The sequence below is a fragment of the Gordonia sp. (in: high G+C Gram-positive bacteria) genome (genome assembly GCF_047606305.1).
GTDB lineage: Bacteria > Actinomycetota > Actinomycetes > Mycobacteriales > Mycobacteriaceae > Gordonia.
Genome location: NZ_JASGER010000051.1, coordinates 1 through 14,818, shown reverse-complemented (window position 1 = coordinate 14,818; position 14,818 = coordinate 1). Strand labels below are relative to the sequence as shown.

Below are 14,818 nucleotides of genomic sequence, written 5' to 3'. Positions count from 1 at the left end.
CTGCCCCACCGTGACCGTGCGGCTGTCCGCCCCGCAGTGGCAGGCGGCCGCCGACGCGCACCGCGACCGTCTCGACGCACTCATTGGCGGGTACCTGGCCGACCGCCGTCGCGGCGCGGCGCACCCCGTTGTGGACTTCCTGTTCACCTACTACCCGTACCGCCCGGCGCACCTGCGACGGTGGCACCCGGGATTCGGCACGATCCTGGACGATCCGGCCACCGGTGAACACCCCTATGCCGAGGCACGCGGCTACGAGCGGGTGCCCGGCGGCGTCCAGGTCGCCGGCGCCCATCTGCTCAAGCGGGAGCGCACCCTGCGCACGTCGGCGGCCCTGCTGGCGGCGACGGCGGCACGACCGGCCCGGTACGGGTGTTTCGGACTGCACGAATGGGCGATGGTCTACCGCACCGGCGCCCCGCGCCACTCGATGCCGCTGCGGCTCGGCGCGGCGGGCACCGACGCCGTCGTGGAGGCGAACCGGCTGGTGTGCACCCACTTCGACGCGTTTCGGTTCTTCACCGGCCCGGCGCGCGGGCGCAACGCGACCCGGCTGCACCACGATGACCGGCTCGACCACGAGCAACCCGGCTGCCTGCACGCCACGATGGATCTGTACCGGGTGGCGGCCAAGCTCAGTCCGCTCGTGCCGTCGGACCTGGTCGCCGACGCCTTCGAGCTCGCCCACACGGCGCGCGAGATCGACATGCGCGCCAGTCCCTACGATCTCACGGCGCTCGGATACGAGCCGATCCGGATCGAGACGACGGCCGGGCGGGCCGAATACGTCACGCGGCAACAGGCGGTGGCCGGGGCCGGTTCGGCCCTGCGCCAGCGGCTGCTCACGGTCATCGGGGACCTGATCGGGGCGCTCCCGGCGAGGGAGTAGCATGAGTGCGGCCCATTTGCGGGCTACCAGCGCTTATGCGCCTCATATCGCACATACGAAAGGCTGACATGTCTGACCGCGTCACCGTCCACGGACTTCAGGTCTCCCCGGTCCTCTACGACTTCATCAACAATGAGGCGTTGCCCGGCACCGGTGTAGACCAGGACGCGTTCTGGGCCGGTGCGGCCGATGTGATCAGCACGTTCGCCCCGCGCAACCGCGAACTGCTCGCCGTCCGCGACGACCTGCAGGCCAAGGTCGACCAGTGGCACCGCGACCACCCAGCGACCGACGGCAAGGTCGACTTCGACGCCTACAAGAAGTTCCTCTCCGAGATCGGCTACCTGGTGACGCCGCCGGAGGACTTCCAGATCGGCACCTCCGGGGTCGACTCGGAGATCTCCGAGACGGCCGGCCCCCAGCTGGTCGTGCCCATCCTCAACGCCCGCTTCGCGCTCAACGCCGCGAACGCCCGCTGGGGCTCGCTCTACGACGCGCTCTACGGCACCGACGTGATCCCGGAGACCGACGGCGCCGAGAAGGGCAAGTCGTACAACAAGGTCCGCGGCGACAAGGTCATCGCGTACGCGAAGAAGTTCCTCGACACCGCGGTGCCGCTGGAGCAGGGCAGCCACTCCGACGCCACCAAGTACGTGATCGACGGCAACCGCGTGAACGTGGTCCTCGGCGACGACTCCCAGGTCACCACCTTCGCCGATCCGGACGCCTTCGTCGGCTACCGCGGCGACGCGCTGGCGCCGACGTCGATCCTGCTGCGTCACCACGGCCTGCACGTCGACATCCTGTTCGACCCGTCGTCGCCGGTCGGCTCCACCGACAAGGCGGGTGTCTCCGATGTCGAGCTCGAGTCCGCGATCACCACGATCATGGACTTCGAGGACTCGGTCGCGGCGGTCGACGCCGACGACAAGGTCGTGGGTTACCGCAACTGGCTGGGCCTCAACCGCGGCGATCTCGCCGAGGAGGTCGCCAAGGGCGGCAAGACCTTCACCCGCGTGCTCAACCCGAACCGCACCTACACGGCGCCTGACGGCTCCGAGCTGGAGCTGCACGGACGCTCGCTGCTGTTCGTCCGCAACGTCGGGCACCTGATGACCAACCCCGCCGTCCTGGACGCCGACGGCAACGAGGTGCCCGAGGGCATCCTCGATGCGCTGGTCACGTCGTTGATCGGCAAGCACGGACTCTCCACGGAAGGTCTGCAGAACTCGCGCACCGGCTCGATCTACATCGTGAAGCCGAAGATGCACGGCCCCGACGAGGTCGCCTTCACCGGCGATCTGTTCGCCGCCGTCGAGGACGTCATCGGCGTGCCGCGCAACACGCTCAAGGTCGGCATCATGGACGAGGAGCGCCGCACGACGGTGAACCTCAAGGCCGCGATCAAGGCCGCGCAGGAGCGCGTCGTGTTCATCAACACGGGCTTCCTGGACCGCACCGGCGACGAGATCCACACCTCGATGGAGGCCGGTCCGATGATCCGCAAGGGCGAGATGAAGTCGCAGACGTGGATCAAGGCCTACGAGGACAACAACGTCGACGTCGGTCTGGCCGCCGGCCTGCAGCACAAGGCCCAGATCGGCAAGGGCATGTGGGCCATGACCGACCTGATGGCCGACATGGTGAACCAGAAGATCGGCCAGCCCAAGGCCGGCGCGACCACCGCGTGGGTGCCGTCCCCGACCGCGGCCACGCTGCACGCCATGCACTATCACGACGTGGACGTCTTCAAGGTGCAGGACGAGCTCGCCAAGCGCTCCCCCGCCTCCGTCGACGACATCCTGACCATCCCGCTCGCCCCGAAGACTGACTGGTCCGATGCCGAGAAGCGCGAGGAGCTCGACAACAACTGCCAGTCGATCCTGGGCTACGTCGTCCGCTGGATCGACCACGGCGTCGGCTGTTCCAAGGTCCCCGACATCCACGACGTCGCCCTGATGGAGGACCGCGCAACGCTGCGCATCTCCAGCCAGCTGCTGGCGAACTGGATGCGCCACGGCATCGTGAGCGCCGACGACATCACGGCCGCGCTCGAGCGGATGGCGCCGGTCGTCGACCGGCAGAACGCCGACGACCCCGACTACACGCCGATGGCCCCCGCCTTCGACTCCAGCATCGCCTTCCAGGCCGCCAAGGAGCTGATCCTCGAGGGTGCGAAGCAGCCGAGTGGCTACACCGAGCCGATCCTGCACCACCGCCGCCGCGAGTACAAAGCGGCCCATGGCGCGTAAGCCCCGCGGCCACGTGCCGGCCAGCGCCGTCCCCGGCGCGGCGAAGCGACGGTGGCCCCGGCCGGTCATCGCCGCGGTCTTGGCCGTATTGCTGGTCGCCGGCCTCGGGGTGAGCTGGTTCCAGGCCCGCGACCACATCGGTCGGCAGACCGACATGGCCGCCGACTCGTGCGTCGAGGGCAAGGCGCAGGTGCCGATCGTCGCGAGCCCGGACATCGCCGAGGCCCTCGGCGAGATCGCCAAGCGGTACAACGACACCCACCCGGTGGTGCGCGACAAGTGCGTGAGCGTGCAGGTGCGCCCGGAGGAGTCGCGCGCCACCCTCGACGCCCTGCGCGGCACGTGGGACACCGCGAAGCTCGGCCCGCGGCCGGCGGCGTGGATCCCGCAGTCGTCGGTGTGGGCCGCCGAGCTGGCCGTCGCCAAGCCCGGTGCCGCCGAGGGCGCCCCGGATTCGCTGGTCACCTCGCCGGTCGTCCTGGCCCTGCCCACCGCGCTGGCCGCCAAGGCCGGCCGCAAGCTGGCCTGGGGCCGGATGCCCGCGCTCACCCAGAACGAGGACGCGATGGGCCAGTTCGGGCTGCCCGCGTGGGGCTCGCTGCGCCTGGCCATGCCGACGGGTGTCGGATCGGACGCCACCGCACTGGCCGCCCAGGCGATCGCCGCCCAGATCGGGCGCATGCCCGGGCGGTTGACCGCGGCGAAGGCCACGTCGACGTCGGTCACCGGCGGCGTCAACGCCGTGCTCTCCGCAGCACCCAAGGCCCCCGAGAATTCCGCCGCGGCGGCAGTCGCGGCCATGGCCAAGGGAGACCAGCGCAAGGGTATCCACGCGGTCCCGATCACCGAGCAGCAACTGTTCCAGCTGACCAAGACCCCGGAGGTCGCCGACAAGATCCGCGGCTACTCGCCGGCCGGTGTGACCCCGGTGGCCGACTACCCGGTGCTCCGGCTGGGCGATGACGGCACCACCAGCGCCCTGCCCGACGCGGTGGCCCACTTCGTCGCCTTCGCCAAGCAGCCCGCGCAACTAGCGGTGCTCACCGCGCTGGGCTATCGGGCCGGTCGCATGCCGATGCCGCCCGGCACCGCCGCGGTTCGTTTCGCGCCGGTGCGCCGACCGCTCACCGCGGCGCCCGGTGCCGCGGTGGCCATCGACAAGCTGGTCTATTCGCGCTAGGCGTCGGCGAAGGCGTCGATCGGCGGGCAGCTGCAGACCAGGTTCCGGTCGCCGAAGGCGCCGTCGATCCGCCGCACCGCGGGCCAGGCCTTTGCGCGTGCGCCGGCCGACGGCAGGCCCGACGGGTAGACCGCCTCCTCGCGGGTGTACGGGTGGTCCCATTCCCCCACCAGGCACTCGGTGGTGTGGGGTGCGCCGCGCAGCGGGTTGTCCTCCACCGGCCACCGTCCCGACCCGACCTTGTCGATCTCGCCGCGGATGGCGATCATCGCCTCGCAGAAGGCGTCGAGTTCGTCGAGGTTCTCACTCTCGGTGGGCTCGACCATGAGGGTGCCGGCCACCGGGAAGCTCATCGTCGGCGCGTGGAAGCCGTAGTCCGCCAGCCGCTTGGCGACGTCGTCGACGGTCACCCCGGTGTCCTTGGTCAGCCCGCGCAGGTCGAGGATGCACTCGTGCGCGACCCATCCCCCGTCGCCGGTGTAGAGGACCGGGTAGTGGTCGGACAGTCGGCGGGCGATGTAGTTGGCCGACGCGATGGCGCTCAGCGTCGCCCGTCGCAATCCGGTCGCGCCCATCATCAGGATGTACGCGTAGGTGATCGGCAGGATCGACGCCGATCCGAACGGTGCCGCGCTGATCGTGAGGTCGCTTCCCAGGCCCGGCTCGAGCGGGTGGCCCGGCAGGTGGGGCGCCAGGTGCTCGCGCACCCCGATCGGGCCGACGCCCGGACCGCCGCCGCCGTGCGGGATGCAGAAGGTCTTGTGCAGGTTCAGGTGACTGACGTCGCCGCCGAAGCGACCCGGTCGGGCGACGCCGACGAGGGCGTTCAGGTTGGCTCCGTCGATGTACACCTGACCGCCGGCATCGTGGACGGCCGCGCAGATGTCGTCGATCTCGTGCTCGAACACCCCGTGCGTCGACGGGTAGGTGATCATCGTGGCGGCCAGCACCTGGCCGTGCTCGGCGATCTTGGCGCGCAGGTCGTCGACGTCGACGTCACCGTTCTCGCGGCACGCGACCACGACCACCCGCATGCCCGCCATCACGGCCGACGCGGCGTTAGTCCCGTGCGCACTCGCGGGGATGAGGCACACGTCGCGCTGGGAGTCGCCGTTGGCCAAGTGGTACCGGCGAATCGCCAACAGTCCCGCGTACTCGCCCTGCGAGCCGGCGTTGGGCTGCAGGCTCACGCGGTCGTAGCCGGTGATCGCCGCGAGCCAGTCGGAGAGCTCGGCGATCAGCTCGCGGATGCCCGCGGTGTCGTCGGGGTCGGCGAAGGGGTGTAGGTTCGCGAACTCGGGCCAGGTGATCGGCTCCATCTCGGTCGTCGCGTTCAGCTTCATCGTGCACGAGCCCAGCGGGATCATGCTCCGGTCCAGTGCGATGTCCTTGTCCGACAGCATCCGCAGGTAGCGCAGCATCGCCGTCTCGGTGCGGTACCGGTGGAAGGCCGGATGCACCAGGTACTCCGACGTGCGGCTCTCGATGTCGGCCGCACTCGCCGTGCCCGCGGTGACCACCGAGCCGAATGCCGCCAGCACGAGTTCGACGTCCTCGTCGGTCGTGGTCTCGTCGCAGGAGACGCCGACGTGGTCGGCATCCACGAGGCGCAGTTGGACGCCGCGGTCACGGGCCGCGGCCACGATCTCGGCGGCCTTGCCGGGCACCTGCGCCAGCACGGTGTCGAAGAAGGAGTCGTGGACGATTGCACTGCCGAGACCGGCCGCCACCGCGGCGGCGCGCTCATGCGTGCGGCGCGCGATCGCCCGCAATCCCTCGGGACCGTGGTAACTCGCGTACATCGCGGCGATGATCGCCAGGAGCACCTGGGCGGTGCAGATGTTGCTGGTCGCGCGCTCGCGGCGGATGTGCTGCTCGCGCGTCTGCAGGGAGAGCCGGTACGCGAGGTTGCCGTCGGCGTCCTTGGACACACCGACGAGTCGCCCGGGAAGCTGGCGCGTCAGGGCGGCCGTCACCGACAGATAGCCCGCGTGCGGGCCGCCGAAGCCCATCGGGACGCCGAAGCGCTGGGTCGTGCCGAAGCAGGCGTCGGCACCCACCTCGCCGGGCGGGGTGACGAGGGTCGCCGCCAGCAGGTCCACGCCGACCGCGATCATCGCGTCGCGCTCGTGGGCGGCCGCCACCAGCGGCGCGATGTCCACCAGCCGACCAGAGGCGCCGGGATTCTGGGTGATGACGCCGTAGAAGTCGCCCGGCGGCAGGCCGACGCCGTCGATCCCCGGGTCCAGCTGCGCCTCGACGATCTCGATGCCGAGGGGCTCGGCACGGGTCTCGATGACCGCACGGGTCTGCGGGAAGAGGTCGGCGTCGACGACCAGGCGGCGGGACTTGTTCTTGGTCGCGCGCAGCATCAGCGTCATCGCCTCGGCGGCGGCGGTGGCCTCGTCGAGCATCGACGCGTTGGCCACCGACATTCCGGTGAGGTCGGCGACCATGGTCTGGAAGTTGAGCAGCGCCTCCAGGCGCCCTTGGCTGATCTCCGGCTGGTAGGGCGTGTACGCGGTGTACCAGGCGGGATTCTCCAGGATGTTGCGCCGGATGACCGCGGGGGTGTGGGTGCCGTAGTAGCCCAGGCCGATCATCGACCGGCGGACCGTGTTCTTGTCGGCCAGCTCGCGCAGCCGGGCGAGCGCCTGCTCCTCGCTCATCGGCGCGGGCAGCGCCGCCATGCCGTCGGGCACGCCGCCGTCGACCGGGTCGGCGATGGTGGCGGGGACGGCCGCGGCCGCCAGCTCGTCGAGGGAGGCGACGCCGATGACGTCGAGGATGCGGGCCGACTCGTCGGCATCGGGACCGATGTGCCGGTCGGCGAAGACGGGGAACGGTGAGGACATGGCGGCGGCTCTCTGCGCGGGGTGTCCTCTCCCTCTGTCATGGAGCCTGAGAGTTTGAACCGGGCGGTGCCGGTCTTTCCCCGTGGGCGGATGGACGTGCCATCACTTTCCAGAGACGCCGTCAGCCCTGCGGTCCGGGTGCCTGAGAGATTGACGGAGAGGTGTTGCTCCTTCGGCGGTCACCGCACAGGGTGACGCTCTCCCACCGGGTAGCGGCGCGAGGATGAGTGTACCGGAATCGCTAGCCGGTCTTGCGCGCGCGACGTCGCGCCGCGAGCTCGTCCTCGGGGGCGGTCTCGGACTCGCCGCCGTCGGCCCGTTCGCCGGGGAAGTCGGCGATCGTGCCGGTCAGTTCGCGCATCGCACCGGAGACGGCGATGCCGAAGACGCCCTGGCCGCCCTGCAGGAGGTCGATGACCTCTTCGGCCGAGGTGCACTCGTAGACGGTGGTGCCGTCGGAGAACAGGGTGACGCGTGCCAGGTCCTCGACGCCGCGCTTGCGCAGATGGTCGACAGCGACGCGGATGTTCTGCAGCGAGATGCCGGTGTCGAGGAGCCGCTTCACGATCTTGAGGACGAGGATGTCCTTGAAGGAGTACAGCCGCTGGCTGCCCGATCCGGCGGCACCGCGGATGGACGGCACGACCAGGCCGGTCCGCGCCCAGTAGTCGAGCTGGCGATAGGTGATGCCGGCGATCTGGCAGGCGCTGGGCACCCGGTAGCCGACCAACTCGTCGGGCACGACGTCGTCGGGGAACAGTCCCGGCTCGACCTCGGCCAGCGAGCCCTGCGCGCCCGTCCGATCAGCATCGTTCGGGGTCATGTCGTCGCCCACTGTTGTCTCCTCGCCATCGCTGGTCCTCAGAATACGCCCGTTGCCGCGGGACGCGCCCGGTCGTCTGCGATTAAGGTAGGCAACCCGCGAGCCCGCGGGCAACGCGACTCGCGGGGCCGAAACCCTAAAGTTCAAGTAGAGACCGAACCGTGACCTTCGCCGGTCACTCCTCGCCGAGGTTGAAGTCGTCGGGCGAGACCTGGTCGAGGAACTCCTTGAACCGTTCGACCTCGTCCTCTTTGAGCCCGGAGCCCTCGACCTCGTCCTCATCGGGGATCACCAGCCCGGCTTCGACGAGGACCTCCTCGTCGGCGTTGATGGGCGCACCGGTCCGCATCGCGACCGCTACCGCGTCGGACGGGCGCGCCGACACGACCACCGAATCGTCGAAGACCATCTCCGCGTAGAAGGTGCCCTCGCGCATGTCGACGATGCGGACCTCCTGCAACTCCTGCCCGAAGGTCTCGACCAGATCGACGATCAGGTCGTGCGTCAGCGGGCGCGGCGGCTCGATCCCCTTCTGGTGCAGGGCGATCGACGCGGCCTCGTTCTGACCGATCCAGATGGCGAGATAGCGCTCGCCACCCATTTCACGCAGGAGCAGGACCGGTTGCGCGGCGGGTGACTCGACCCGGATGCCGACGACCTCCATCTGTCCCATACCGCCAAATCTACACGCCCGGCGGGTCAGTCGAGGATGTCGCGGACCGCCGCCTTCACCAGCTGGGTGTGCAGCGTGACCGACAGTGCGGCGATCTCCCGCACGAGCTCCTCGGCGCGGTCGCGGGCGCCGGTGCCCTTGCCCTTGGCGATCGGGCTGGCGATTTGCCCGACCAGGCCCGCCTCCCGGTCGGCGGACACCTTGAAGGCGCGCAGGTGCCGGGTCTGCAGCCCGTAGTTGGCCAGGGCGGCGGCGGCCTCGACGAGCCGCACGGCGTCCTCGTCGAAGAAGCCGCCGGCACCGGCACCCAGCAGGCCGTTGCGCATGAGTTCGGAGACGAAGCCGGCGTCGGCGCCGGTGCGCTCCATCAGTTCCTCGCGGGAGATGCGCCCGCCGCGCGCGCCGAAATCGGTGGCCGGGGCGATCGTCCCGCGCACCGACGACAGCATCGTGACACCGGCGGCGGCCTCGCCGTCCATCTCGTCGAGCTGCTCGCGGATCACCTTCAGCGGGAGGTACCGGTCGCGCTGGGCGGTGAGCACGAACCGGAGGCGCTGGTAGTCGGCCTCGGTGAAGCGGCGATAACCCGACGGCGTCCGCTCGGGCGTCACGAGCCCCTCGGATTCGAAATACCGAATCTTCGAGATCGTGACGTCCGGGAAGTCCTCACGCAGCCGTGCCACCACCGAGCCGATCGACATCGTCGACTCGCCGCGCTGCTGCGGCGCGGTCGACGGGGTCACGACGCGGCGGAACCGTCTTTGGGACCGGCGAGGAACACCAGGCGGAACTTGCCGATCTGGACCTCGTCGCCGTTGCCGAGGGTCGCCACGTCGACCGGCTCGCGGTTCACATAGGTGCCGTTGAGGCTGCCCACGTCGACGACCTGGAAGTCGCCCTCCTCGCCGCGGAACTCGGCGTGTCGACGACTGACGGTGACGTCGTCGAGGAAGATGTCGCTGTCGGGGTGGCGCCCGGCCGACGTCGTCGGCTGGTCCAGCAGGAAGCGGGAACCGGCATTGGGGCCGCGCTTGACCACCAGGAGCGCGGTGCCGGGGGCGAGGCGCTCCACGCCCAGGTCGGCGGGTTCACCGCTCGATCCGCCGGTCGCGTCCAGTTCCTTGATGATCTCCTCGCGGAACACCGAGGTCGTCTCCACCGGTGCCTCAAACCCGTTGTCGTTGTCGCTCACCAGTTCTCCTGTCGTCTTCACCCCGCGGCGGCCGGGCGACGCCGTTGTCGCCCCGCACCGCGAATCCATTGCTCCGCAGAGACTTCGTCAGTCGCAGAGATTCTCAAGTCACCCAGCCGGCGCCCCGATCCACCGTGACAAGCACTGCCGATCATACCGGTGCGGCGGTGGTCCCATCGTGGGAGTCGGTACCGGTGGGACCGGCCGAATCCAAGTCGTTATCTTTGCGGGGACAGCGGCCCCCACGACGGGCTATTCGCCGATCTGCGCCCGGTACCCGGCGGCGTCGAGCAGGCTCGCGAGCAAGTCGTCGGCCGTGCCGTCGGCGACCCGGAGCTCGGCCAGCCAGCCGTCGCCGAACGGATCGGTGTTCACCAGGTCCGGCGACGCCTCGAGGGCGTCGTTGACCGCGACGACCTCGCCGTCGAGCGGGCTGTAGATGTCCGAGACGCTCTTGGTCGACTCGACCTCGGCGAACGAGTCGCCGCTGGCCACCGCGTCACCCGCACCGGGGAGCTGGACGAACACGACGTCGCCGAGCTGGTCCTGCGCATAGTCGGTGATGCCGACCCGCACGGTCGTGTCGTCGACCTTGACCACCCACTCGTGTTCCACGGTGTAGCGCAGGTCGTCGGGAATCTTCGATTCAGCCACTTGCCTTCCCTTCGTCGGCGATAACGGTATCGGGTGCCGCCGGGGCGTGCGCACCGAGGGTGTCCGATTCGATCGGCGGTGTGGAGCGGATCAGCGCGAGCACCTGGTACCAGTACAGGAGGAACGTCCACAGGTACAGGGCCAGACCCCAGATGAGCAGGGCCCACCCGAATGGGAGGACGGCCCGACCGACCGCGGTGTCGAGCTGGCCGAGCAGGATCCAGGGGAAGGAGCTCATCAGCGCGAAGGTCGCCGCCTTGCCGGCGTAGAGCACCGGGAGGGCGACGAGGCCGCGGGACCGCAGCAGCGGGATCTGCAGGGCCAGCAGCGCATCGCGGGCGATGAGGATGCCGATGATCCACCACGGGATGATGCCGCGGATCCCGAAGGCCAGCGGGATGACGATGATGTAGATCCGGTCGGCCAGCGGGTCCAACAGGGCGCCCAGCGACGACGACTGGTCGAGCCAACGGGCCAGCTTGCCGTCGAGCCAATCCGACGCCCCGGAGGCCACCAGGATCGCGAAGGCCCACCCGTCGGCCTTCGCGACGAGCAGGACGTACAGGAAGACCGGGATGAGCGCCAAGCGCAACACGCTGAGCGCGTTGGGCACCGTCACCACCCGGTCGGTGCGCTGCTCCCCCTCGACCATGACCCGCTCTCTCCCCTAGCGGAAGACGCCGATGATGCCCTGCAGCATCTTGGCGCCACCGGAGGAGAACAGGTTGTCGTGGACCATGTAGGTCCACGTCGACGTCGAGCGGTGCCGGCCGGCCGCGTCCAAGTCGACGCCCTTGTTGGTGATGGTCGCCTCGCGGAACGTGGTGCGCGCCGCTTCGACGGCCTCGTTGGGCAGCTTGGTGAACTCGGCGAGGATCAACCGGTGGAACTCGTCCAGCGGCGACTCACGACCGATCGCGCGCAGGTGGATGCTCGAGCGCACGTCGGAGACGAAGGCCAGGTGATCGCTCCACGCCCGGTCGAGGTGGTACAGCATGATCTCGCGGGCCGCCTGCTCCAGCACGTCCTTGTCGACCTTGCCCCTGATCGGGCCGAAGTCGGCGGTGTCCTCGTCGTCGGCGTCGGGCGCCTTGCCGTCGAGCAGACTCTTGTAGCGGACCGGCTCCAACTCGGCCAGGTCGGTCAGTGCCTCATCTGTGCGCAGCAGTTCCATCCGGCGCGCGACGATGATGTCGCGCTGCTGGTTGACGAGCTGGTTGTAGCGCCAGGTGTTCGAGTGCAGCTCGAGCATGACGCCCTCGGCGACGCGCTGGGCCTGCTCGATGAGCTCGATGCCGCGCGCCCCCATCGAACCGTCCGGCTCGGAGGACTCCGGGTCGCGCTTGAACGACAGGTTGCGGGTCACCAGCGGGTCCTCGAGCGAGGAGAAGAAGACCGACAGACCGGGATCGCCCTGGCGTCCGGCGCGGCCGCGCAACTGGTTGTCGAGGCGCTCGGTGTCGTATCGCCCGGTGCCGATCACGCACAGGCCGCCCAGATCGGCGACCTCGTCGTGCTGTTCGGTCGTCGCCTTCGCCCCGCCGAGGCGGATGTCGGTGCCGCGCCCGGCCATCTGGGTGGAGACCGTCACCGCGTCGCGCTTGCCGGCGTCGGCGATGATCGCCGCCTCTTCGGCATCGTTCTTCGCGTTCAGCACAACACAGTCGACGCCGGCCTTCTCCAGGAAGTAGGCGAGCTCCTCGGACTCCGCGACGTCGTGGGTGCCGATGAGGATCGGCTGGCCCTTCTCGTGGGTGTCCTTGACGTAGTCCACGATCGCCTCGACCTTGTTGGCCTTGGTGTCGTAGACGCGGTCGGGCTCGTCGACGCGGATGTTCTCGGTGTTCGGCGGGATCTGCGAGACGTAGAGGTCGTAGAACTGGCGGAACTGCTCGCCGGCGGCGAGCGCGGTGCCGGTCATGCCGCAGACCTTCGGATAACGGCCGATCAGGGCCTGCACGGTGATCGTGTCGATCACCTCGCCGGAGTCCGTGCGCTCCAGTTTCTCCTTCAGCTCGACGGCCTCCTGCACGCCGTCCGGCCAGCGCTGCAGCTGGGCGACGCGACCGCGCGACGCGTTGATCAGCTTCACCTGACCGTCGCGCACGATGTAGTGGACGTCGCGCTCGAGCAGGTAGTAGGCGTACAGCGCGATGTTGGTGTGGACGAGGGTCGTGCCCACGTGGGCCTCGCTGTACAGGTCGACGCCGAGCTCGTCCTCGACGAAGGCGGCGCCTTCATCGGTGAGGCTGATGTTGCGGCCCTCGGTGTCGATCTCGTAGTGCTTGGTCTTCATCCGCGACACGACGTCGGCGATGGCCTCGTCGGCGACCTGCCCGGTGGCGGCGCCGGCGAGGATCAGCGGGACGAGTGCCTCGTCGACCAGGACCGAGTCCGCCTCGTCGATGATGGCGACGTCGGGCTTGGGTGCGATCAGCTCCTCCTCGCGCACGGCCAACTGGTCGCGCAGGACGTCGAAGCCGATCTCGTTCACCGAGGCGTACACGACGTCGCCGGAGTAGGCCGCGCGCCGCTCGTCGGGGGTGGACGATTCACCGATCGAGGCCACCGTGATGCCGAACATGTCGAAGAGCGGCTTCATCCACTCGGCGTCGCGGTGGGCGAGGTAGTCGTTCACCGAGATCACGTGGACCTTGTGTCCGATCAGGACGTGGCCGACGGCGGCGATCGCCCCCGACAGCGTCTTGCCCTCACCGGTGGCCATCTCGACGACGTCGCCCTCGAGCATGCGCAACGAGCCCTGCAGCTGCACGTCGTAGGGGCGCAGATCCAGGGACCGATCGGCGGCCTCGCGGACGAGCGCGAGGAACTTCGCGCGGTCGACCAGGTCGGAGGCGATCTCCAACTCGCGGGCCTGCGCGCCGAACTCGTCGTCCTTCAGGCCGGCGGCCCACTTCTCGTGGTCGGCGGCCTTGCCGATCAGCGCCACCGATTTGGACTGGTTGCGACCGCTCTGGGCTCCGAGCAGCCGCCACATCGTGTTGGAAATCTTGCCCACCGGCTAATCCGTCTCCTGAGTCGTTTGCGTCAGCGTCCCCAACGGTAGCGCACAGGTCTCTGCCAGTTACTCCGGTAGCGGGCCCCGGTAGCCTTGGGGCATGACCATCTCGACCGCCAAGCTCATCGTCCCCGCCGCCGCCGTCGCTGCTGCCGCCGCCGTGATCGCGGTTCCCGCCGCCCGCTCCGACGCCGCGCCGCAGCTGTTCGGCAAGTCCTTCATCTCCACGTCGGTGACCCCGCAGATCCCCGGCGGCGGTCCGTTGAAGATGACCTTCCTGCCGAACGGGCGGGTCGGCTTGACGGCGGGGTGCAACCAGATGAGCGGCACCGTCAAGACCCTCGGCGGTCGGCTGCACTTCAGCCGCCTCGCCTCGACGATGATGGCCTGCCCGCCGCCGCGCAACATGGCCGACGGCTGGGCCGATGGCTTCACCCGCCAGGCGCCCCGGTACACCCTGCGCGGCAACACCCTCACGCTGCGCACGCGGACCACGACCGCCGTGCTGCACCAGACCCGCTACACCGGCTAGCCGACGGGTCAGGCCACCGGGATCTGCAGCCCCTCGGACGGCTGGACGATCACGAAACCGGGACCGCTGAACGCGACCTGGACCGCTTCGCCCGATCCACGGCCGATGAGCGCCGAGGCCTTCATGGTGGACACCAGCTGGGTCTGCAGGTGCGCCGACCACGCCACGACGGCGTCGGTGTCCGCGTAGGTCGGCGCTTCGGCGGCGTTGAGGACGACCGGCGGGCCGTCGGTCGTCAGTGCGACCCACCCGGTGCCGCGCAGCAGCGTATTGAACAGGCCGCCGGTGAGCATGCTCGCCCCCTTGACGCGTTCGATGTTCCACTCGAGCCCCGCGGAGAAGGCCAGCACGTTCTTGCCGCTGATCGACAGCGCACTGTTCTCCAGTTTGAGCAGGTGGACGTCCTTGGCCAGATCGGCGAGGAAGACGTCGCCCTGACCGCCACAGCGCATGAGCGGCAGTCCCTCACCGGTCAGCGCCTTCTTGATGAAGCGCGAGGCGCCACCACCTTCGAAGGCGAAATCGATGCTGCCCTGGTAGGCCACCATCGCGCCCTGGCGGGCCAGGAAGGGCTCGCCCACCCGCACACGCAGCATCTTCGCGTTCTGCTTGGCGATCGCCTCGTCCTCGTTCTCACTGAACCGACCGTCGACGAGTTCGCCGCTGATCCCGGCGAAGGCGTCCGCGGGCACGGCCACCGGCACGGGCGCCTGGGGCGCCGCCTGGGGCGGAGCGGCCTGCGGCTGCGG

Annotated in this window: 13 protein-coding genes and 1 riboswitch; of the genes, 4 read left to right on the top strand and 9 right to left on the bottom strand. The window is 69.6% G+C overall.

What is annotated here, in order from left to right:
• Positions 1-10 precede the first annotated feature (10 nt).
• The 3 genes from QM634_RS07875 to QM634_RS07865 all read left to right on the top strand — a co-directional run bounded on the left by QM634_RS07875 (position 11) and on the right by QM634_RS07865 (position 4,321).
• The gene (locus QM634_RS07875; RefSeq protein WP_415042218.1) at positions 11-889 is read left to right on the top strand and encodes a 3-methyladenine DNA glycosylase; all 879 of its coding nucleotides are present in this window, start codon (positions 11-13) and stop codon (positions 887-889) included.
• A 68-nt stretch (positions 890-957) separates the two neighbouring features.
• Positions 958-3,141 carry a malate synthase G gene (locus QM634_RS07870; protein WP_415042217.1) on the top strand — a complete coding sequence of 728 codons (2,184 nt, stop codon included), beginning with the start codon at positions 958-960 and terminating at the stop codon, positions 3,139-3,141.
• Positions 3,131-4,321, top strand: a complete 1,191-nt coding sequence (locus QM634_RS07865; protein WP_415042216.1) for a hypothetical protein — start codon at positions 3,131-3,133, stop codon at positions 4,319-4,321. The genes QM634_RS07870 and QM634_RS07865 overlap by 11 nt, the downstream gene beginning before the upstream one ends.
• Here the strand turns inward: QM634_RS07865 and gcvP are convergent.
• The 8 genes from gcvP to secA2 form a co-directional block, all read right to left on the bottom strand.
• Positions 4,318-7,176, bottom strand: coding sequence for an aminomethyl-transferring glycine dehydrogenase (gcvP, locus tag QM634_RS07860; protein ID WP_415042215.1), 2,859 nt, complete (start codon positions 7,174-7,176; stop codon positions 4,318-4,320). The genes QM634_RS07865 and gcvP overlap by 4 nt on opposite strands.
• A gap of 120 nt (positions 7,177-7,296) precedes the next feature.
• Positions 7,297-7,391: riboswitch (glycine riboswitch) on the bottom strand.
• A 26-nt stretch (positions 7,392-7,417) separates the two neighbouring features.
• Complete coding sequence (locus tag QM634_RS07855) at positions 7,418-7,999, bottom strand: MerR family transcriptional regulator (protein WP_415042300.1); 582 nt, start codon at positions 7,997-7,999, stop codon at positions 7,418-7,420.
• A gap of 175 nt (positions 8,000-8,174) precedes the next feature.
• On the bottom strand, positions 8,175-8,672 hold the full coding sequence (locus QM634_RS07850) for a bifunctional nuclease family protein (RefSeq protein ID WP_415042214.1): 498 nt from the start codon (positions 8,670-8,672) through the stop codon (positions 8,175-8,177).
• Positions 8,673-8,698: 26 nt separating this feature from the next.
• Positions 8,699-9,373, bottom strand: coding sequence for a MerR family transcriptional regulator (locus QM634_RS07845; RefSeq protein WP_415042299.1), 675 nt, complete (start codon positions 9,371-9,373; stop codon positions 8,699-8,701).
• Positions 9,374-9,411: 38 nt separating this feature from the next.
• Positions 9,412-9,867 (bottom strand): glycogen accumulation regulator GarA, encoded by a 456-nt coding sequence (gene garA / locus QM634_RS07840; protein ID WP_415042298.1) that lies wholly within the window; start codon positions 9,865-9,867, stop codon positions 9,412-9,414.
• 249 nt (positions 9,868-10,116) lie between these two features.
• On the bottom strand, positions 10,117-10,518 hold the full coding sequence (gene gcvH / locus QM634_RS07835) for a glycine cleavage system protein GcvH (protein WP_415042213.1): 402 nt from the start codon (positions 10,516-10,518) through the stop codon (positions 10,117-10,119).
• Positions 10,511-11,170, bottom strand: a complete 660-nt coding sequence (locus QM634_RS07830; protein WP_415042212.1) for a CDP-alcohol phosphatidyltransferase family protein — start codon at positions 11,168-11,170, stop codon at positions 10,511-10,513. The genes gcvH and QM634_RS07830 overlap by 8 nt, the downstream gene beginning before the upstream one ends.
• A 15-nt stretch (positions 11,171-11,185) precedes the next feature.
• Positions 11,186-13,537 carry an accessory Sec system translocase SecA2 gene (secA2, locus tag QM634_RS07825; RefSeq protein WP_415042211.1) on the bottom strand — a complete coding sequence of 784 codons (2,352 nt, stop codon included), beginning with the start codon at positions 13,535-13,537 and terminating at the stop codon, positions 11,186-11,188.
• A 100-nt stretch (positions 13,538-13,637) separates the two neighbouring features.
• Here secA2 and QM634_RS07820 point away from each other — a divergent pair, with 100 nt between their 5' ends.
• Positions 13,638-14,069 carry an META domain-containing protein gene (locus QM634_RS07820; protein ID WP_415042210.1) on the top strand — a complete coding sequence of 144 codons (432 nt, stop codon included), beginning with the start codon at positions 13,638-13,640 and terminating at the stop codon, positions 14,067-14,069.
• An 8-nt stretch (positions 14,070-14,077) separates the two neighbouring features.
• Here the strand turns inward: QM634_RS07820 and QM634_RS07815 are convergent.
• Positions 14,078-14,818 (bottom strand): AIM24 family protein (locus QM634_RS07815; protein ID WP_415042209.1); only part of this gene is annotated, 741 nt, incomplete at its 5' end.